The organism is Robinsoniella sp. KNHs210 (assembly GCF_000686105.1).
In the GTDB taxonomy this organism is placed as follows: Bacteria; Bacillota; Clostridia; order Lachnospirales; family Lachnospiraceae; genus Robinsoniella; species Robinsoniella peoriensis.
The window spans coordinates 1,681,899-1,702,394 of sequence record NZ_JMLZ01000002.1; the positions used below are offsets into that span (position 1 = coordinate 1,681,899).

General features: G+C 39.4%; 14 protein-coding genes and 1 tRNA gene. 1 reads left to right on the forward strand and 14 read right to left on the reverse strand.

Annotated elements, in window-relative coordinates; translation table 11 throughout:
- Window position 1: 1 nt before the first annotated feature.
- The 8 genes from CD03_RS0114340 to CD03_RS0114380 all read right to left on the reverse strand — a co-directional run bounded on the left by CD03_RS0114340 (window position 2) and on the right by CD03_RS0114380 (window position 14,082).
- Window positions 2-313: a L7Ae/L30e/S12e/Gadd45 family ribosomal protein gene (locus CD03_RS0114340; protein WP_027294247.1), complete on the reverse strand. Its 312-nt coding sequence runs from the start codon at window positions 311-313 to the stop codon at window positions 2-4.
- On the reverse strand, window positions 300-578 hold the full coding sequence (rnpM, locus tag CD03_RS0114345; RefSeq protein WP_027294248.1) for an RNase P modulator RnpM: 279 nt from the start codon (window positions 576-578) through the stop codon (window positions 300-302). Before rnpM ends, CD03_RS0114340 begins: the two co-directional genes overlap by 14 nt.
- Window positions 579-593: 15 nt before the next feature.
- Entirely contained in the window at window positions 594-1,889 is a 1,296-nt protein-coding gene (nusA, locus tag CD03_RS33555) for a transcription termination factor NusA (RefSeq protein WP_044289389.1), read from the reverse strand.
- 21 nt (window positions 1,890-1,910) lie between these two features.
- Window positions 1,911-2,378 carry a ribosome maturation factor RimP gene (rimP, locus tag CD03_RS0114355; protein ID WP_027294249.1) on the reverse strand — a complete coding sequence of 156 codons (468 nt, stop codon included), beginning with the start codon at window positions 2,376-2,378 and terminating at the stop codon, window positions 1,911-1,913.
- A gap of 214 nt (window positions 2,379-2,592) precedes the next feature.
- Window positions 2,593-4,839, reverse strand: coding sequence for a DNA gyrase/topoisomerase IV subunit A (locus CD03_RS0114360; protein ID WP_027294250.1), 2,247 nt, complete (start codon window positions 4,837-4,839; stop codon window positions 2,593-2,595).
- Between the two features lie 44 nt (window positions 4,840-4,883).
- Complete coding sequence (locus tag CD03_RS0114365) at window positions 4,884-6,809, reverse strand: DNA gyrase/topoisomerase IV subunit B (protein WP_027294251.1); 1,926 nt, start codon at window positions 6,807-6,809, stop codon at window positions 4,884-4,886.
- Window positions 6,810-6,981: 172 nt separating this feature from the next.
- Window positions 6,982-8,151, reverse strand: coding sequence for a ComEC/Rec2 family competence protein (locus CD03_RS0114375; protein WP_044289390.1), 1,170 nt, complete (start codon window positions 8,149-8,151; stop codon window positions 6,982-6,984).
- Window positions 8,152-8,250: 99 nt separating this feature from the next.
- Window positions 8,251-14,082, reverse strand: coding sequence for a metallophosphoesterase (locus CD03_RS0114380; protein ID WP_027294253.1), 5,832 nt, complete (start codon window positions 14,080-14,082; stop codon window positions 8,251-8,253).
- Between the two features lie 307 nt (window positions 14,083-14,389).
- Here CD03_RS0114380 and CD03_RS0114385 point away from each other — a divergent pair.
- Window positions 14,390-14,461: transfer RNA gene (locus tag CD03_RS0114385), tRNA-Glu, on the forward strand.
- 103 nt (window positions 14,462-14,564) lie between these two features.
- Here the strand turns inward: CD03_RS0114385 and CD03_RS0114390 are convergent.
- The 6 genes from CD03_RS0114390 to CD03_RS0114415 all read right to left on the reverse strand — a co-directional run bounded on the left by CD03_RS0114390 (window position 14,565) and on the right by CD03_RS0114415 (window position 20,456).
- Window positions 14,565-15,863 (reverse strand): tyrosine-type recombinase/integrase, encoded by a 1,299-nt coding sequence (locus tag CD03_RS0114390; protein ID WP_027294254.1) that lies wholly within the window; start codon window positions 15,861-15,863, stop codon window positions 14,565-14,567.
- A gap of 72 nt (window positions 15,864-15,935) precedes the next feature.
- Window positions 15,936-16,637, reverse strand: a complete 702-nt coding sequence (locus CD03_RS0114395; protein WP_027294255.1) for a hypothetical protein — start codon at window positions 16,635-16,637, stop codon at window positions 15,936-15,938.
- A gap of 194 nt (window positions 16,638-16,831) precedes the next feature.
- On the reverse strand, window positions 16,832-17,314 hold the full coding sequence (locus CD03_RS0114400; protein WP_027294256.1) for a hypothetical protein: 483 nt from the start codon (window positions 17,312-17,314) through the stop codon (window positions 16,832-16,834).
- Between the two features lie 176 nt (window positions 17,315-17,490).
- Window positions 17,491-17,847, reverse strand: coding sequence for a nuclear transport factor 2 family protein (locus CD03_RS0114405; protein ID WP_027294257.1), 357 nt, complete (start codon window positions 17,845-17,847; stop codon window positions 17,491-17,493).
- Window positions 17,848-18,048: 201 nt separating this feature from the next.
- The gene (locus CD03_RS0114410) at window positions 18,049-18,645 is read right to left on the reverse strand and encodes a hypothetical protein (RefSeq protein WP_027294258.1); all 597 of its coding nucleotides are present in this window, start codon (window positions 18,643-18,645) and stop codon (window positions 18,049-18,051) included.
- A gap of 17 nt (window positions 18,646-18,662) precedes the next feature.
- Window positions 18,663-20,456, reverse strand: coding sequence for a leucine-rich repeat domain-containing protein (locus CD03_RS0114415; RefSeq protein WP_027294259.1), 1,794 nt, complete (start codon window positions 20,454-20,456; stop codon window positions 18,663-18,665).
- Window positions 20,457-20,496 lie beyond the last annotated feature (40 nt).

The window sequence follows — 20,496 nt, forward strand, 5'->3', positions numbered from 1 at the left end:
GTTAATTACTGTTACTAAGCTGCTTTTCTATGGCAGTAGATAACCCCTGGTCGGTCACTGCTAAAGATGCCCGAAACTCCTTTCCAATGGCGATACCCAGATCAATCTTCGTTCCATAAAAATAAATCGGCACTTCATAGTACGTACACATATTCTGAAATTTTTTTCTGGTATTATCGGAGGCTTCTTCGGAGATAATTACAAGACATGCCTGCCCTGTTTTTACTGCTTTCTCCGTCGAGAATTCGCCGCTTACAACTTTGCCGGCTTTCATTGCCAAACCAATGAGAGACAGAATTTTATTTTGTTTCAATATGCTCTATCTCCTTTTTTAAACCTTCATATACAGATGGGGGGATACTCATTTTTAATGAACGCTCCAGCCCTTTGCTTTTCACTGCCTTTTCAAAACATTCTTTTGAAAAGCACAGATATGCGCCTCTACCATTTTTTTTACCGGTCGTATCAATGACAAGTTCGTCTTCCGGTGTTTTGAGGACTCTCATCATTTCTTTTTTGTTTTTCATTTCCTGGCATCCGATGCATTTTCGCATAGGTGCTTTTTTAACCTGGCTCATACTGTACTCCTTCGATTACTTATCTTCCGGATCCGGACTGCCTTCCAGAGAAGCTTCTTCTTCAAGAATATCCTCATCAAAACCGTCTTCTTCCATCAGTTCATCTTCGTGAAATAATTCATCTTCTGTATATGCTTCCTGGTCTTCCATAATGTTCTGTGCAAATGATTCCTGCTCATCTGCCGTCTCATTATAATTTTCTTCTTCAAAGAATCCTTCTTCTGCTTCCTCTTCGAAAATATCTTCTTCATAAGGATCATCATAGAAGTCACCGGATTCTCTTGCCTGGGTTTCACTCTTGATATCTATCTTAAATCCAGTAAGCCTTGCTGCCAGTCTTGCGTTCTGTCCCTCTTTACCGATTGCCAGTGACAACTGATAATCTGGAACCACAACCTTAGCCGTTTTCTCATCATTATCTGCGATAACTGAGATTACTTTTGCAGGACTTAAGGCGTTTTCAATAAGTATTGCAGGATTCTCATCCCAGTTGATGATATCGATCTTCTCGCCTCTGAGTTCATTAACAATAGTGTTAACCCTTGCACCGTTTAAGCCGACACATGCGCCAACCGGATCTACATCAGAGTTGTTTGACCATACTGCTATCTTCGTTCTGCTTCCTGCTTCTCTTGCGATGCTTTTGATCTCTACTGTTCCATCCTTAACTTCGGTTACTTCAGATTCGAAAAGACGTTTCACCAGTTCCGGATGTGTTCTGGAAACCAGAATTTTTGGTCCCTTGGGTGTATCTTTTACTTCCAGTACATATACTTTAATACGTTCTGTAGGTTTGAAGATTTCACCTTTTACCATTTCATTTTCATTTAAGATTGCGTCTACCTTGCCCATATTGATACTTACATTCTTGCCAAGATATCTTTGAACAATACCGGTAACAACATCTTTTTCTTTGCCGTAGTACTGATTAAAGAGTACTTTACGCTCTTCTTCACGGATTTTCTGTAAAATAACGTTCTTCGCATTCTGTGTGGCAATACGTCCAAACTCTTTGGATTTCACTTCCACATTAACGATATCACCCACATCATACTTGGAATCGATCAGCATCGCATTAACAAGGCTGATCTCCATAACGCTGTCTTCTACTTTTTCCACCACTGTCTTTTCCATAAATACATGATATTCACAAGTATCCGGATTAATTGAGACTTTAACGTTGTCTGCTTTTCCAAAGTGATTCTTGCAAGCCTGAATCAGTGACTGTTCAATTGCCTCCAGCAATGTATCCTTGCTGATGTTCTTCTCCTTTTCCAGAATATTCAGCGCTTCTAACAATTCGTTATTCATGATTATACTTTTCCTCCTTGATTAGAAATCGAACGCCAGCCTGATCAGCGCAATATCCGATTTCTCAAACTTCATTTCTTCTTTGTCTTCTAATTCAATAGTTACGCTCTCTTTATCATAGGCACATAAGATTCCGACGAATTCTTTCTGTTTATTAAAAGCACGATAAGTACGGATTTCTACTTCTTCACCCATACTTCGTACGAAATCTTTCTCCTTCTTAAGCGGCCTTCCTAGTCCGGGAGAACTCACTTCCAGGATATAAGCATCTTCAATAAAATCCTTCTGGTCTAAAATTTCACTTAATGCGCGGCTCACTACTTCACAGTCATCAATTGCGATTCCGCCTTCTTTGTCGATATATGCACGCAGGTACCAGCTTCCACCCTCCTTCACATATTCCACATCAACCAGTTCAAATGCATGCTCCTTTACAATTGATAAGAGGATTTCTTCTGTTTTCTGCTCATAGATTTCTTTTTTCGTCATCTGCATCGCCTTTCTGTTCTACACAATAAAGATGAGTGGACTTTCGCCCACTCATACTCTAGTAATTTATTCATCATCTTGTTCATTATAGCACCGTGAATTGTAAATTGCAACCCCCAATTTGGGAGAAACTACCTGAAGCCCGGATTCACTGAGGCTGTCCGCCTTTGCGTATTTACGGAGACTGCACGGACGGTTATTGGATTTTCACGGACTATACTCTGATTTTTGTTCCCCTGGTATCACGTTTGCCAAGGCGGAGTTTACTCAACTGTACTTCCTTATCTTTATATAGAATCGTAGTGTCATCCTGTGATGACAGATAGTAAACTTCCTGAATGAAATCATTTTCAGACAAACGGATCCCCCGCACGCCAACAGCGCCTTTTTTCTTCTGCGGAACTTCTTCTAATAAAAATCTCAGGAAAATGCCCTGATCTGTCTGCAGTACGATCTGCCCGCTGTCTCCAAGGCAGGTGACAGATACCACCTGGTCTTCTTCCGCCAGCTTCGTTGCGGCAATGGTTCTCTTTGCCACATCAAATTCTGTTCCTTCCACTTTTTTGATCATTCCTGTTTTCGTGGTAAATATCAGAACCGACATTTTCACCTTAGCCAGGGTTTCCACCAGTACGATCTGTTCTTCACTGCTGCTGTAGTTACAAAGATTGTCAATCGGCTTGCCCTTATCCCTAAACTTTCCGTAAGGCACATCCATTACTTTGATCAGATGCTGCTTCCCGGTATCTGTAAAAATACAGATCTTATCCGTATTCATACAGGAAAGGACATATTTATTTTCACTGTCCGCAGCTTCCTTATTCCGGTCATATGCAGTCACATCAATTGTTTTTGCATATCCGAACCGGTCCATAAGAAAGATCACTTCCATCTCTTCTATTTTCTTTTCTTCATAAACTGCCTCTGCAGCGTTTTCGATGGCTGTTCTTCGCGGTCTGGCATATTCTTTTTTGATGGCATCCAGTTCCTTAATTATCACTTTCGCCATGGATTTATAATTATTTAAAATATCCTCATAAGAAGCGATATTCTTAAGAGTTGCCTCGTGTTCTTTTTGCAGTGCTTCAATTTCAAGCCCTATCAGCTTATATAAACGCATCTCTAAAATGGCAGTTGCCTGGGCTTCCGTAAAATTCAAAGACGCGGCCGCCTTTTTGGAAGCTGCAGATTTGAATTTGATTCCTTCTGTCACACCATTAATCAGGCATTCTTTTACCTGCTTCTGGTTTTTGCTGCCTCTTAAGATTTCAATAATTAAATCAATAACATCACAGGCTTTGATTAATCCTTCCTGGATTTCTTTCTTATTTAATTCTTTTGCAAGAAGTGTTTTATATTTCCTGGTGGCAAGTTCAAACTGGAAATCTATGTGATATTCAATAATTGCTTTGATACCCAGTGTTTCCGGCTTACCTTGCGCCACCGAAAGCATATTTACACCAAAAGTATCTTCCAGACGTGTTTTTTTGTAAAGCATATTCACAAGGTTTTCATGATCTGCATTTTTACGCAGTTCCAAAACAATACGGATACCGTCTTTGGATGACTGGTTGGATATATCCACGATGTCATTGGTTTTTTTTGTCTCCACCAGGGTTGCCACATCATTTAGGAATTTCCCGATATTGGCACCCATCATGGTATAGGGAATCTCGGTAATTACAAGGCGGTCTTTTCCGTTTTTCCCAGGTTCAAACGCTACTTTTCCTCTGAGCTTAATCTTACCTGCACCAGTCTTATATATTTGAAGAAGATCATCTTTATTCACGACGATGCCGCCTGTTGGGAAATCCGGTCCCTGTACATACTGCATTAACTCTTCCGTTGTGATTTTATTATTTTTAATCGTTGCCTTTACCGCATCGATGACCTCTCCCAGATTGTGGGGCGGGATACTGGTTACCATACCTACCGCAATACCTTCCGCACCATTTACCAGAAGATTTGGCAGACGTACCGGCAATACAGCCGGCTCTTTTTCTGTACCATCGAAGTTTGGAATAAAATCCACGACATCTTTATCCAGATCATTTAAGTAAGCTTCCTGGGTAATTTTCTGCAGCCTTGCTTCCGTATAACGCATTGCCGCCGCTCCATCCCCTTCAATTGAACCAAAATTACCATGTCCGTCTACTAAAGGAAGGCCTTTTTTAAATTCCTGTGCCATTACCACCAGGGATTCGTAAATAGAACTGTCACCATGCGGATGATATTTACCCATGGTATCCCCCACAATACGGGCACATTTACGATAAGGACGGTCATACTTAATTCCCAGTTCATACATATCATAAAGCGTTCTTCTCTGAACCGGCTTTAAGCCGTCCCTCACATCGGGAATTGCTCTGGCTATAATAACACTCATTGCATAATCGATGTAAGATTTCTGCATTACATCCGAATACTCTGTTCTAATTATCTGTTCCTGTATATTTTCCATTTAAATGCTCCTTCATCGTTATACCAATTAGCAGTTTGACAAACTTATACATCCAGTTCCGCATCTGAGGCATGTTCATAAATGAATGCCCTTCTTGGCGGTACTTCCGTCCCCATTAAAAGCTCCGTTACATTGGATGCCATTCTGGCATCTTCTATTTCCACAAGCTTCAAACGGCGCGTGGCCGGATTCAGGGTAGTTTCCCAAAGCTGATCCGCATCCATTTCTCCAAGACCTTTGTATCGCTGCAGCGTAAAGGGTCCCTTATGGGCTCTGCGGTATTTTTCCAGTGCTTTATCATCATAGAGATATTCTTCCGTACCTCTGGATGGAACTGCCTTATACAATGGCGGCATTGCAATATACACGTGTCCTTCATAGATCAGATCCGGCATAAACCGGTAAAACAGGGTCAGTAGAAGTGTACTGATATGAGCACCGTCCACATCGGCATCTGCCATGATAATGATTTTATTATAACGCAGTTTCGATATGTCAAAATCGTTGCCATAGCCTTCAGAAAATCCGCAGCCGAAAGCATTGATCATTGTCTTAATCTCAGCATTCGCCAGTACTTTATCAATACTTGCCTTTTCAACATTCAGTATCTTACCACGGATAGGCAGAATTGCCTGGTAGTTACGGTCTCTTGCATTTTTTGCAGATCCGCCTGCGGAATCTCCCTCTACGATGAATATTTCACATTGCTCCGGTTTACGGCTTTCACAATTGGAGAGTTTTCCATTAGAATCAAAGGAATATTTTTGCCTTGTTAGCATATTCGTTTTTGCTTTTTCTTCAGATTTTCGAATTTTAGCAGCTTTTTCGGCACAGGAAAGTACACTTTTTAAAGTTTCCAGGTTACGGTCAAAGTAAAGGACAACCTCTTCTCCCGTCACCTTTCCGGAAGCTTTTGCCGCATCCTGATTATCCAGCTTAGTCTTTGTCTGGCCTTCAAAACGCGGAGCCGGATGCTTGATAGAAATTACGGCAGTCAATCCGTTTCGGATATCGGCACCGGTAAAGTTGGCATCTTTTTCTTTTAAAATCCCTAATTCCCTTGCGTAATTATTCATGACGGTGGTAAAAGTTGTCTTAAATCCGGTCAAATGGGTTCCGCCCTCTGCATTATAAATATTATTACAAAAGCCCAATACATTTTCATGGAACTCATTGACATACTGAAACGCACATTCTACTGTTATACCTTCCGCTTCTCCTTTAAAATAAATGGGCTCATGCAGGGATTCTTTATGCTGATTCAAATCCTTTACAAACCCAATAATTCCATCTGGTTCATGAAATTCAATATGTTCTGTCTCCGCTCCCCGCCTGTCTTCAAATACGATTGTAAGAGTCGGATTTAAATAAGCTGTTTCGTGGAGACGGCTTTTCACTTCCTCCGCCGCAAAATTAGTCTTTTCAAATATTTCCGGATCCGGCAGGAAGTTAATCAGTGTACCTGTCTTCCTGGACTTTCCAATTACCGGCAGCAGTCCGTTTTCCAAATCAATGACCGGAATTCCTCTTTCATAGCGGTCATGATGAATCGCACCTTCCCTGCTTACCTTAATATCCAGATACGTAGATAATGCATTTACGACAGAAGAACCTACACCATGCAGTCCGCCGCTTGTCTTGTATACCGAATCATCAAATTTCCCCCCGGCATGCAGTGTCGTAAATACCAGACGTTCTGCTGACATTCCCTTCTCGTGCATCCCCACCGGAATACCACGTCCATTGTCATTTACCGTACAGGAACCGTCTTTCTCCAGTGTTACCTCGATCCGGTCACAAAATCCAGCCAGATGCTCGTCCACTGCATTATCGACAATTTCATATATAAGATGATTGAGGCCTTTTCTGGAAACACTACCAATATACATACCTGGTCTCTTTCGAACTGCTTCCAGGCCTTCCAGTACAGAGATGCTGCTCGCATCATATGTCATCGTTTGCTTTGCCATTTTCATTATCCTTTCATAACTTATCATTTACCTAACCGCTATTATAACAACATCCGGATTAAAAATGCAAGTAAAAATCAAATTGCCTCTTCATCCGGTAACTTTTACAGGCATTAAAAAGGAACCCGCATATTGAAAAAGGGTTCCTTTTCTGATTCGTCTGATATTTAATTTACGGGCTGCATCTTTTGCAGGGATCATATCCTTTGGAAACTAAATCATCCCTGCTTCCATTATAATACTGCTTATTGGATTCGTTCATTTGTTTTACGGATGAACATCCGGGCTTATGAAATTTACCGGTATTCGTATTAATGATAAAATCCGTTCCTTTTGCCGGAGCCTCTGTTGCTGATTCCGTAGTTTGTTTTTCGCTCCGGCTATTTTTTATATCACCTGATTTACCGGTTTTATCTTCTTTATTGGAAGTATATTTCCAGGTAATATCAGTCCCATCGCTGGATGCCACGATGGAACCCAGTTCATCTGTCCTATAATATTTAATCTTATTCTCAGATAACTTTTTAAGACTCTCTTCATCCGGAAGTCCGTAATCATTATCTTTCCCTACGCTGATAACCGCGTATGCAGGCTGTACAGCTTTTAGAAATGCATCCGTTGTGGACGTGCGGCTGCCATGATGGCTAAGTTTTAATACATCTGCCTTCAGATCGATCTTGGAATCCAGCATATCTTTTTCTGAATCTTTTTCAGCATCTCCGCACAGTACAAAGCTATTCTTTCCATTTACCAATTTAATGCCTACCGACCAGTTATTATAATTATCGCCATAGTCCTTGCCCTTTTTTGGTGACAAAATGGTAAATTCAGAATCACCCAGCTTGTATTTCTTACCCGGTACAGGATCGGTAATACTAAGCTTCTTTTTTTCAATTGCAGCTACAACATCTTCAAATGTCTTCGTTGTGTGGGCTTTTGCCGGCATGATTAATGTCTGGATGTCATATGTATCAATTACAGTGTCTAATGAACCGATATGATCTTCATGGGGATGTGTTCCGATTACATAATCCAGCTTTTTCACACCCTGTTTTTTCAAATAATCTAAAATTGTGTCTGCATCATCATTATTTCCTGCATCAACCAGCATATACTTTCCTGCTGACTCCACCAGAATACAGTCCGCCTGACCCACATCAATAAAATGTACATTCATCCCCTTATTTGGGGTGTCTTTACTTTTGGATATCTGTTGATCTGCAGCTGAAGCAGTTCCTGCCGCTGCTTCAGCTTTATTCATTCCGATTGTTCCAATTCCGCACAAAACAAAAACCATGGCAAATAACAGCCCTAATATTCTCTTTGTTTTAAATCCTCTCATCTCTTGTTCCTCCCTGGCATATATGGCAGCAGCCTAATGATACCTCTATATTAGTGCCAAATCATGGATTTGTCCAGTGCTTTGAAGGAAAATCAGTTCTTACCTGGTAACTTTTTTACTTATTACCTTGCCAGTTTTCCCGGTTATATTTGTTTTTCCAGATTTACGGTAAGCTCTTATTTTGTAGTAATAAGTTTTACCTTTTTTTAGTCCGCTATCGGTAAATGTAAAGGACTTTCGCTTAGTATTAGTAACTTTGATGGTTTTAATTTTTTTGAATGTCCCATTTTTACCGGCAGCACGATATATTTTGTAGCCATCGGCACCATCTGTCTTCTTCCATTTGATGGATAAGGATTTCGCTTTTTTGTTGGAAACAGAAGCAATTTTAACTTCTCCCGGAACAACTTTGCAGCTTTTAATCGCAGAATAGCTTCCATATTTCTTCTTATTATTTATATATCCAAATGCTCGTATCTTATAGTAGTAGGTTTTTCCGGATTTACGCTTTTTGTCCGTATAGGAAGTCTGAGATCCTTTTTTTATGGAGGCAGCTACTTTATATTTTCCATTTTTCTTATCACTCCGGTAAACGATATAGCCCGAAGCATTTTTTGCCTTTTTCCAGGTGAGCTTCAGACTGTTATAGGAAGAAGCTGTTACTTTAAGAGCGGTGTTTCCAACGGTTACTTCAGGAGCAACGGGTTCTGACGGCTCATCCGGTTTGGGCGGCTGCGGTTTTGGCGGTTCTGGCCTGGACGGTTCCGGCTGCTTTTTCGTAGTATAGAATATATCTACATCTGACCGGGCAGTTCCCGTGTTATCATTAGTCACTTTGGCATACCATCCATATCCCGTTTCCGGCGAAAGCCCGCTATAGTTAAACTCTGCCTTGCCGTTAGAAACAGGTGCTCTTCCGATCAGCTCATCCGTGTATACTGCCGCAGCAAAACGGCTGGTTTCCAAAGATTTGGCTGAGGTATCAAAATCAACATCCAGTTCATAGATATCCTGATTAATTGCAACGGTTCCAGCGCCATAAGACTCCAGCTTTGGTGAATCAAAGTAGTTAAAATCTTCTTTCGCAGGCGAATAGGAATTCATATAAATCTTATCATTCTGAAGATCGAAATACAGGAATTTGATATACTCTGAACCACCTTCCGGATCTGACTGATAATCAGTACAGATCTGATATACCAGACGCTGTGTGCCATCCGCATTCTGGAATTCGTCTACCTGTATAGATGCACCATGGTAATGACCATTTAAAACTGCGATTACATTTTCATTTTTAGCTACTACATTTTCCTGAATCACCTTTCCGGCATAATCTAAGATGCTGTCATCTGTAATTTTAACATTTGCATATCTGTGGAAACACAAAATTGCTTTTCTATCTTTGTATTGCTCCAATACCTGATTCATCCAGTCAATCTCTTCCTGATAAATATCCCAGCTCATATATAGAATAATGAGATCCTGTCCATTTTCCGTCAGCAGATCATAATGTCCCAGATTATTCTTGTAGCTCTCTCCATAGTAATCCTTATCTGAGAACCGGTCTTCACCAAAATTATTCCAGTAATTATTGTAATACTCATTTCCTGCTGCTACATCATGGTTTCCGGCCAATACCCCATACGGCATATTGTTATCGTCAAATATTTTCATTGCCTGATCCGCACGCTGCCATTGATCCTGCATATCCCATTCGTCTACAATATCTCCTGTATGGATGGTGTAGCGAATCTTCCAATCCAGTGCATTGTTTACAATCCATTGATTCTGAACTGAAAAATGGTCATGCCAGGTTTCTGCATAATATTGGGTATCTGTAATCCATGCCATGGAAAAGTCGTATTGCTCCGGTCTTTGCAAACCCTCCCAGCCAGAAAGTGCCGCACTTTTTGCTTTTCCCGGAGATACTTGTGGAGTACCTGCGCTTCTGCATTGAACCAAAAGATATGCCGTGTCCTGCACCACATGATTTTCTGCCTGGAATTCTGCCTTAATGCTTCCGGTATCATCTGCTTTTTTCAGCAGTTCCCATCGGTTTTCCTTTGTATTGTATACGTACATAGCGGTCGCATGTGTTTCGTCTGCATAACTTGCATTACCATCCCAGTTTGCGGCAATGCGGTCCGTACTTTTAACGGTCCCCGTCTTAACAGTAAAGATCTGATAAGGAAGATTGCCGATAGGTGAGGTAACCTTCATTTCTTCATTTCCAGCAGCCAGTGTGATCTGGCTGCTCCCATCACTTTGTACCATGGTTACCGATCCATTTTCCAGGGTCAGGGCTCTTCCTTTATAAAATTCTGCTGTTCCGCTCTTCCCGTTTAATTGTGCAGCCTCCACTGTCAGTTTCGCCTGATGTGCTTTTGTTTCGCTGGTTTTTGCGGTAATTCCGGAAGGATTAACGGTATTTGTTGTGAATGTCACTTCATTTTCGGTTTTATTTCCGCAGATATCATATGCTGTTACCGTAAATGTGTGCTCTCCTGCCTCCATATCTTTTGAAGCAATTTTATATGGAAGTGAAATGGTTTTTCCGTCCAGACGTGCCCAGGTCATCTGTTCCTGAATTCCATTTGCATCTGTGATTTCAGGATCAAACAGAATATCTCCTGTTAATACGTCATGATTCTGTATCCCCGGACGGATAACCGGTGCCGTATTATCTACGGTAACATTTGCTGTAGCTTCTTTCTCTTCTGAAACAGCTTTTACTTCATACACACCATCTATCAATTTTGAAGTATCCCAGTTTGTACCAACTGCGGTGAGTTTATCAGCAGGTATTGTAAAATGCAGTTCCAATGATGGCGCCATGGTACCATTTTTTGTGTCTCCGATCTTATATGTCCTGTCTATTTCCGGATTCTCCAGATCCAATTGGAATGAATCCCCTGAATAGGTATAATCCTGCATAGCGCGGTCGGGCCCGATTACTTCTCCATTTGCCAGCACTAATTTTACATTGTTCACCGTAAAATCTTCATGGTTTTCGGATGGCTGATAGATATCTTCAAACGGTGTTCCGGAATCACCTGCCCAAATAGTGAATGTAACAACATAGTTTCCATTTTCATCTACTGCAAAGTATTTGTTATCTACCAAAAATGCGCGGTCTGCCAGATTTGTCCATTTTCCAAGATAGGATATGATCTCCCGGTTATTCTCCCCATATGGAGCTGTTACAACATTTTTGAAATAATTATCCTGACCCCCTGTTTCCAGCGAAAGAAAAGCACCATTTTCTAGTACTCCTGCTGTATCTTCTTCTTTATTATTAATTAATATCTTTGTATCTTTATTATTCTTGCCATTATTTGCAGTGATTGTCTTTACTCCATTTACAACGCTTGCGTCATTAACGTTCAGACGAATGCCCTCAAAATCATTTGCTCCATTGATTCCTACGGTGTAGGTTTTTGTCTTAGTACTGCGGTAAAGGTTGTATCCCTCAACATAAAATTCCAGTCTTTTATGTCCCAGGATTTCATTTGCCGGAATTCTGGCAAAAAAACGTCCATTTACCCGCTGCTTTGCTTCATAAACAGTGCGAAATGTCTCTTCATTATCAAAGCGGTACTTGATTGCCATGGAAGTCAATCCAATAGCATCGGTACAATCAAAAGCTGCAAATAATTCCTCTCCTTCACTAATGGATGCCGGCACCGGATTATCCGTACGTTCTTTCACAACCGGAGAAGCCCCTGTATCCGGATATTCCGGGTAACCCGGGAAATTTACCCGCTTATCTTCGGAAGGTACCTGCCATGTATGCGTATTTCCTGGTGATGGCTGCAGCTTATTTGATACCTTTATGCTTTCTTTATAATCGCCGCTTTTTGGATAAGTGTACTGAATGGCAGTATTCTCTCCGGGTTTACAATCAGCACCATTTTCATTGAATGTAACACTTGCAATCACCTTATCAAAGGCACGTCCAATACTTAACTTTCGCCAGTCGCTGCCATGGAATCCAGCATAATCAATCCGAACAATATCCTTATTTTCAACCAGTTCTGTGCCAAAATTTGTGTTAAACTGTTCTACGGTAGTTCCATTATTGCTCAACCACAAAACAACGCTTTTTCCGGGCTCCATATAGATATCCGGCGCATTTATTGTCCAGGTCTTAGATACTTTGCCTGCTTCTGCATCCGTCGGATACTGATAATAAAGGGTATAATAACCCAGATTTATCGTCTGGTTGGAATTGTTATATATTTCTGCATAGGTGTATTGTCCATTTTCATGAACTGGCAGCACTTCCGTAAAAATAAGGGGCGGCTCCTTTGTATAGTCAAGATCGCCATGATTTACAGCCATCGTAATATTCTCTGTTAATTTTCCATCAGACGATTCCACGTGCCAGGTCACCTCATCCGACCAGAGAAGATCTTTCGACAGATCAACCGAGAACGTTGCTTCTGCACTTTTGTTTTTGGATTTCATCTGCACTTTTTCAGCCGGTAATCCTGCCTGCTGATAAGAAAGATATATATTTACCGCACCCAAAGCTCCGCTCACATCAACTGAAAACGATATCCTGTCTTCAAGTTCTTCTGCCGCAGCATTGGTTAACAAGGTCTCTGCCGACAAATCCACCGGCTGGTCCGGCATCTGCCAGGATGCTGTCATTCCAGGTGTTGGTTCAGCTGTAGTCGACACCTTATATCCCATATTTCCATCTTTTCGATAGGTAAACTGATCAGATACTTTTTTGGCAGGTGCCGGATTATCGCTTCCGCTGACACTGCATTCTGCAATAATATCATCCGTTGATTTTCCAATACGTACCGTCCGGTCCTGACTGGCATGAAAACCGCCATGCTTAATATGAATAACCTGGACATTCTGAGATATCCCATAATATTCCCTCATTGCAGTTTCTTTAGACTCGCTATATACCGTTCCTCCCGGCCAGAAAATACAGCTTTCTCCCGGCTGTAAGATCACATCTTTATCTGATATATGGCCGCTTGGTACCTTGGAAGCCGTTGTGCTGTTATATCCATCCGTAAACCACTCCAGCCAGCTTCCGGTAGGATAAACGTAATAGAAAATATAATCTTTCAGATTGACTGCTTCATTTGCATTGTTATACACTTCAAACCAGGTATAGCCGGCACCCTTAGGGGACGCCTGCACAGCCTCTGTAATTAAAAGAGGCGACGCTTCATTGCTGTCAACCGAGCTAATGAGTACCGTATCTTCATCGCTGCTTTTTACCGACTGTTCACCAAAAAATGCCTGGGTAAACCATTCAAGGCTGTCTGTATATAGCTCATCCCGCTCCAGAACTGCCTGATAGCTATCCGGATTATCCTGGCCAACAACTTGTGTCATTTCAACAGAAGTATATTCCTGATCCGGCATCTGGCGGTAAAACAGCCAGAGACTATCCGGTTTAGTCTCACCATCCACTGCTGCAGTTACTATTATATTTTCTCCCTTAATGTCATTTCCTGAAATTTCATTACGAATTGTATCCAAAAGTGAAGTTTTCAGATCAGAGTTATTCTCTGGCTTTAAATTATTATCGCTGCCTGCACCCGTGTCTAACTCATCAGTTTTAGGTTCTGACGATTCTTTATCATCCGATTGCCTTTGCTCTGTCTCCGGAAAATTTGTTTCTGCCTGGTATGTTTCTAGAGTATTTCTGCCATCCTCAGAAAAGTTCTGATGTTCTTCTACGCTTCCTGTCTGTTCAGATTCAGATTCAGATTCCGTATCTGTTACTTTACTTTGTGCTGCTTCGCTTTCATCGCTCTGACTCTGATAGACCTTGTCTTCTGCTATCGACGGAATCGGTTCCCCGGAAACAGCCATTGCATTTAGCGATGGAGTCATTACCATTGATACCGACATGGCAATTGTCACAATTAGTGCCGTAATGCGTTTCATTCTGTTTTTCATTTCTTACCTTCCCTTCAATTAATTAATAATTTACAGAAATCATCCTACTAAAATAGAAGTTTTTCCTCCACCTTTCTTTAGTAAAATAACTGTAAAGAACAAGTAATTAAATTCGGGAAATATAAAATATATTTTACAAATATCGGTCAATTTAACATTTCACCATACCTTTACTGATTAATAATTTCCGGGAAATCCACCCTGTAATTTAAAATTGTCGTAATTTGCAAAAAAATTAAAAAAAATCAAAAAAAGTACTTGCAAAATTTTCTAAAATGGTATATGATATGCAAGTACCAAGCGATGAGGTCCGTTGGTCAAGCGGTTAAGACGCCGCCCTCTCACGGCGGAAACAGGGGTTCGATTCCCCTACGGACTGCTCTTTTAATCGTGGAAAAGCCTTGTATTTACTGGGTTTTTCCACTTTTTTTATGTCTTTATTTTTTGATTGCCCTTGATTGCCTAAATAATCATGTAAATATTTATGCTTTTAGTTTAAGTGCATTTTCCATCTGTTCTTCCGTTTGATTCCTCGTATATCTGTTGAAGCAATAATTTCTGAGTGTTGTTCTCTCATCTTCATGCCCCACCTGTTTTCTGATCTCGTTTATATTTATATTCCCATCAATCAACGCAGATATATAAGTCTTTCTTATTTTGTGCATACTCCTATTTGTTAAATTTAGTTTCTTACAGCACCTTAATAATGCAGTTGAAAACGAATGTGATTGGATTCTTTCTCCATTATCTCTTATGAATAAATACCCCTTTTCCCAAATTCCATTAGATATATTGGTTTTAATGATCTGCTTCACAAGTTTCCTTGCATCCTGCGGAACATATACGGTTCTATCTCCTGCACATGATTTCGTATAGTCAACTACCTTACGCTCTTTCACGTGGTACGATATGTTATCGTCTGTATCATACTCTAAAACTTCCATAGCATGAACGTGGACATAGGATAAGTCTTCGTTAAAATCAGTGATGCTTAATGCACTAAGCTCTCCAACCCTTAACCCTATCTTAAAAGCCAAAATAATCCCCAGGTGAACTGTAAATCCATTTTCATTAAAACGCTCTTTCTCAAAAGCAATAATCTGAGGCTCTTCTTTTATACTAAAGACTTGTGTTTCATCAGCCTTCTTTTCAGTCTTCCGAAGCATCTTTCTATTAATTACAACTTCCAAGAAGGGATTCTCACTTATAACACCCGTTCTGACAGCGTAATCCAGCCCCTGACGCAATATTATTGCCATGTTGTAGAATTGTTTGCTTGTTAATGAAAACTTCTTTATGGTCTTATGACACCAGTTATCCAAGAATAATACATCAAGGTCCTTAATTGGCATTACAGATATGTTCTCAGGCTCAAAAAACCTAAACCAATCATTACTTATACGTTTCATATAAGACGAAGAATTTGTGTGAAAGCACTTATATTCCATCCATTGTTGAAAAACTGTTTTTAAAGTAGCTGTGTTCCTTTTCTTCTCATCACTCTCCTGCTTTTGATAAAACTCGACAATCGCATCTTCAATGGCTTGATCAGGATTTTTTCCTTTACTCAACTTACGCTTTATTTGCCGTCTTCCGTTCTTCTTCGTTTCGTCAGGCAAATACGTGTAGCAATAACCATTTTCACTTTCCCATATCTCAAATGGATGCTTTCTTAAAATTTGTTCTCTCTTTGCCATATCTATTTTTTTCTGCACATCTTCAAAATTAATGATACCATTACTGATTGCATACTGCAATAACTCGTTGTTGCTTTTTACCATATATGTACATTCCTCCTCAAAAATAGCTGCCCATATTACAGAGCAGCCAATATCATTTATCTTATTTACTCCCTACGCAACCAAATTTAACCCTTTGGAATATTTCTCTTTCGCCAACTTTAACGCCATCTCACCAGCAGATTTATGGCTCCTCGTAAATTCATAGGCATTTATAAACTTCTCCATTACAAACTCTCTCACTTCCAGCAAATCCACGGTTGTCTGATCCTTGTACACCCTCAGTTCTTCCTTTTTTACTCTCTTTATACCCTGGTCGTATACACCTATCAGTTTAGCCATAATCATATTTACTTGCATATTTGCTATTTTGGGATCACCTTTAGCATTTGACAACCTGTCAATTTGTTCTCTCTGAGTTCCTTTGTCTTTTACTATAAATTTATGTACCTCTAGGGATACTAATATATCATCAACAAATTTCATGAATTTGTACCACTCATTTAGAGCTTCTACGCTTTTCCTACCTGTTGGTTTAAACTGTGTCAGTATTAGTGGCGTTATTTCTAATTTCAGACACTCTACATTTTCCAACTGTCCTTTCTTGACCGGAACGTCTACCGATGTTTGGTAGAGGTCTTTTTTGCCCAGTTCTTCAAGAAATTTTAACAATTTCTTTTTTTCATGCGTCCATCCACCATTAATTCGGACTCTCCCCAGTGCTGAGAACATATCCTTCAACACCATCCATTCATTCTCAATAACCCTTACATCCATGCCCATGAATTCTTTTACCTCTACATTTACTTTACCCATAATAATCTCCTATTCTTTTTTAATTTAATCTATTAAGACCCCTACCAAACTTTGGTGACTTGGATCTTAAACTCAATTTTCCTATTGTTAGTTCATCCCATAGATTTTACTAACTGTGCCCGGAACAACTTTGCACAATAAAATAAGGCTTCCCCACTACCCTTGAGTAGCAAGAAAACCGGAGTTTCATTTGATCAATATATGCGGCACTCTTCCACTGGTACGTCGTGTTCCGCGACCCACTTGCCTATGTAATCCTCGGGATCGCACAGGATCTCTTTCAACACCCGCAATTCATGTGGCTTTAGCGTCTCGTATTGACCTTTTGAATCATCATAGTTGAAGATCTCTTCATCTACTTCTTCCATCTGTAATTTTACGTCAATATTTGACAAGGTTAGCCACTCATGGATAAATACATCATTCAGGCAATCAGGAATAATCACATTACCAGCACTATCCGTAATCAGATTATTATTTTTGTCCTTTACCGCATATTGGTGCAGTAAACGTCTATATTCAGTGTTATAACGGATAGCAGCTTCTTCAAACTTCTGTCCAGCTTTATACATCGTCCAGTTTAATTTCTGTGGGTATTTCTTGTTTCCTAATAAAAATGGTAATAAATCCTCATAAATTTTTGTGATTGCCCAGTTTTTAATTGTGATTGTTTTCATATTCAAATCCTCCATGATTTTTAATTTTATATGTTCCTCTCGTAAAATCTGTACGAGTGGTTTGATTTTTGGCATAATAAAAGAGCCTACCTACTCGATAGACTCTCATACGGTTAACAAAACACCAAATAATTTATGATATCTGATGTCCTGACATCTTTTATTTAAACTGGAATTTATTCGATAGGTAAGTTGCGTTGTTTCAAGAATGATAGTTTATCCCAATATCCTCTTTGAAACAGAATTTTTCCATTAACAACATGAAAAAATCCACAGCCTCTTAAGCCTAATGGGTCTTTCCATTCTAAAATTGCCCATTGCCCATCTTCAAATATATTTTCTACAATGCAAGTCATATCTTCAATAGCAAATTCATCAGTGAACATTGCACGAATTGCTTCTATTCCAACTACAGGCTCATTGGCTACTTGATGATTTGTTGCATCTTCGTGATAAAGACTTGTAATTGCCTCTACATCGTGATTATTAAAGGCATCTACCCACTTACACACTACCTCTTTTGGTCTTAACATGATATCTTTTACCTCCACAAATTTCTAATTTACCTTACTATACTATTAAATTGACTTTGTCTACATAAATGATTCAATTGTTTTGCAGTCCCATTGGAAAAGTCTTGTAAAATCAGATGTTTTATATCAATAGATACTTAAAATACTGCAATTTACCATAAAGTCAGTCCATATTGATTTTTATGACATTTTTAATTGTTCTTAATCATATTCTGCAAAATAATCCTGATAAGCGCTTTCATAATTGCAATTTACTGAATCCATTATTTTCCGTGTTGCATTACTTATTTTCCATTTTCCCTTTACTTTTTTCAGGTTTAACGTAATTGTTTTAGTATTCGAATCTATTCCAAGATCATCAATATTGACCAGAACTCTTTCATATTGATATCTTCTAAGTCCTTCTGGCGTACATTGAGGATATAGTAAATTATAAGATATTACATCACCGCAAGCATAATATATATGTTTATATGCATTAGCATAAGTGCACCTTACTTTTACTGTGGCATTCTTTCCCTTAACTTTAGTGGAACGAATAGAATATTTAAGTTTTTTATTCTGTTTTCTACAAAATTTAGCCATTTCTTTATTTTCAATAAAAACTTTCATATCGCTTGGATTAACAAAACAACTCTTCATACGTGGTGCATTATAAACCTTTGCCGCATTATAAAACTTCTTTACCGTTGTCTGAACATTTTTAATCTCTTTTTTTGATGCAGCACTTGCACTTATAGGTGCTAAGCACAATGATATTACCAAAACCGTAGCCAATAATACTTTTACCTTTTTCATACGATCTTCTTCTCCCTTTATTTACTTACTTTAACCGTCTTACTCTGTCCCTTACCTTTAAATAGAGTTGTATATTTCTTTACTTTACTCTTAGGAACCTTTATCGTAGCCCGACTGTTTATCTTCTTCAGTGCAGAACTTCCAACCTTTCTCAGCGCAGTTCCTTTAACCGTAATCTTTTTCAGATTCTTACAGTTATAGAATGCCTTGCTTCCAAGTGTCTTAACACGTGACGGAAGAGTAATGCTCTTTAAACTGCTACATCCTGAGAAAGCTCCGTTACCAACAGAAGTTGTATTATTACTCAACGTCACTGTCGTCAGCTTCTTACAGCCGTAGAACAGTTCATCTTTAACTGTCGTAACTTTAGTCGGTAACTTCACCTTTTTCAGATTCGAGCAGCCACGGAATGCAGCTTTACCGATTTCGTTGACTCTATTGCCGAATTTTACACTTGTAAGCGCTGAGCAGTTGTAGAATGCTCTGTCTCCGATTGATGTAACGTATTTGCCGATATTGACAGTCTTAAGTTTCTTGTTGGATTTGAAAGCGTTCTTTGCGATGCTTGTGACCGTAAAGTTGTAGGTGTTGAGTTTTACGGTATCAGGAATCGTGAGCTTCGTTTTCTTGTTGTTGATTGGGGCGATTACTTGGACTGTACCGCCGTTTGATCCTGATGTCAGGACTTTGTATCTGAAACTGCCTGAAATATATTCCTGAGTTACAAATGGCACAGCATAACTACCGTTATCTTTGAAGCCTATTCCGTTGCTCTTCGCGTATGCTTGGACTCTGGAACCTTTTGATGCTGATAGTGTTACGGGGCACCCGTTGAAGACTCCTGAGCCGAGATTTGTGTTGCCATTACGAATCATTACGCTACGAAGCATCGTACATTGATTAAATGCGTAATCCCCTATGGATTGGATTGATGCTGGCAGTGTCATTGTCTGAAGACGTATACAACCATTAAAAGCGTTATCGTCGATGTTTCTAACACCTTCCTGCATTGTTACGTTGAAAAGTCTACGACATCCTGCAAATGCGTTGGCTCCGATAGTTTGCATTGAGCCGGGGATGTTGATGTCGGTTAATAAAATACAACCATTGAATGCATATCCGCCAATGGATTGAACACTATTTGGTAATATTATATTTTTTAATGCCTTACAATTATTAAATGCATTAGCTCCTATTGACTTTAAATTATTCCCTAAGCTGACAGAATTAACTTTTTCACAGTCACTAAATATTCCGTAAGGCAGATCCTTAATATTTGATTTTATTCCTGTCATCCGACAACCAGCAAAAGCATTCTCGCCTATTTTAGTTATACTTTGCGGTAGTTCAAGTGTTGGTCTGTAGAAATCTGACATAGTACCTAAAAAAGCATATTTACCAATTTCAGTTAAACCTTCAGGAAATCTAATGCCAGATAAGTCTGAACTTGCAAAAGCATAATCCCCTATACGTTTTAATGTAGTAGGTAGTTCTGCTTCATACACACGTGAACAATAAAAAGTATAATTTCCTATACTAGTTATACCTTCTTCAATTATTATAGATCCAGTGAATTTTGTAAGCCCCATGAAGGGGTTTTTCAATAGTCCACTGGATTCATAACCATCTAAATCATAATCATACATAGCTCCCGTTCCTGAAATAGTAGCTTTAAAATGATTTTCTGAATAATCAAATGTTACATATACATTGTCTCCCATCTTAACTTTGTTACCAGATGCTTCTATTGTAGTATTTAATGAAAAAAATACAATTAGAATAACTACAAAACTGCCAAGAATCTTCTTCATATCCCATATCCTCCCTTGATATATTTGATTTTATTATAGA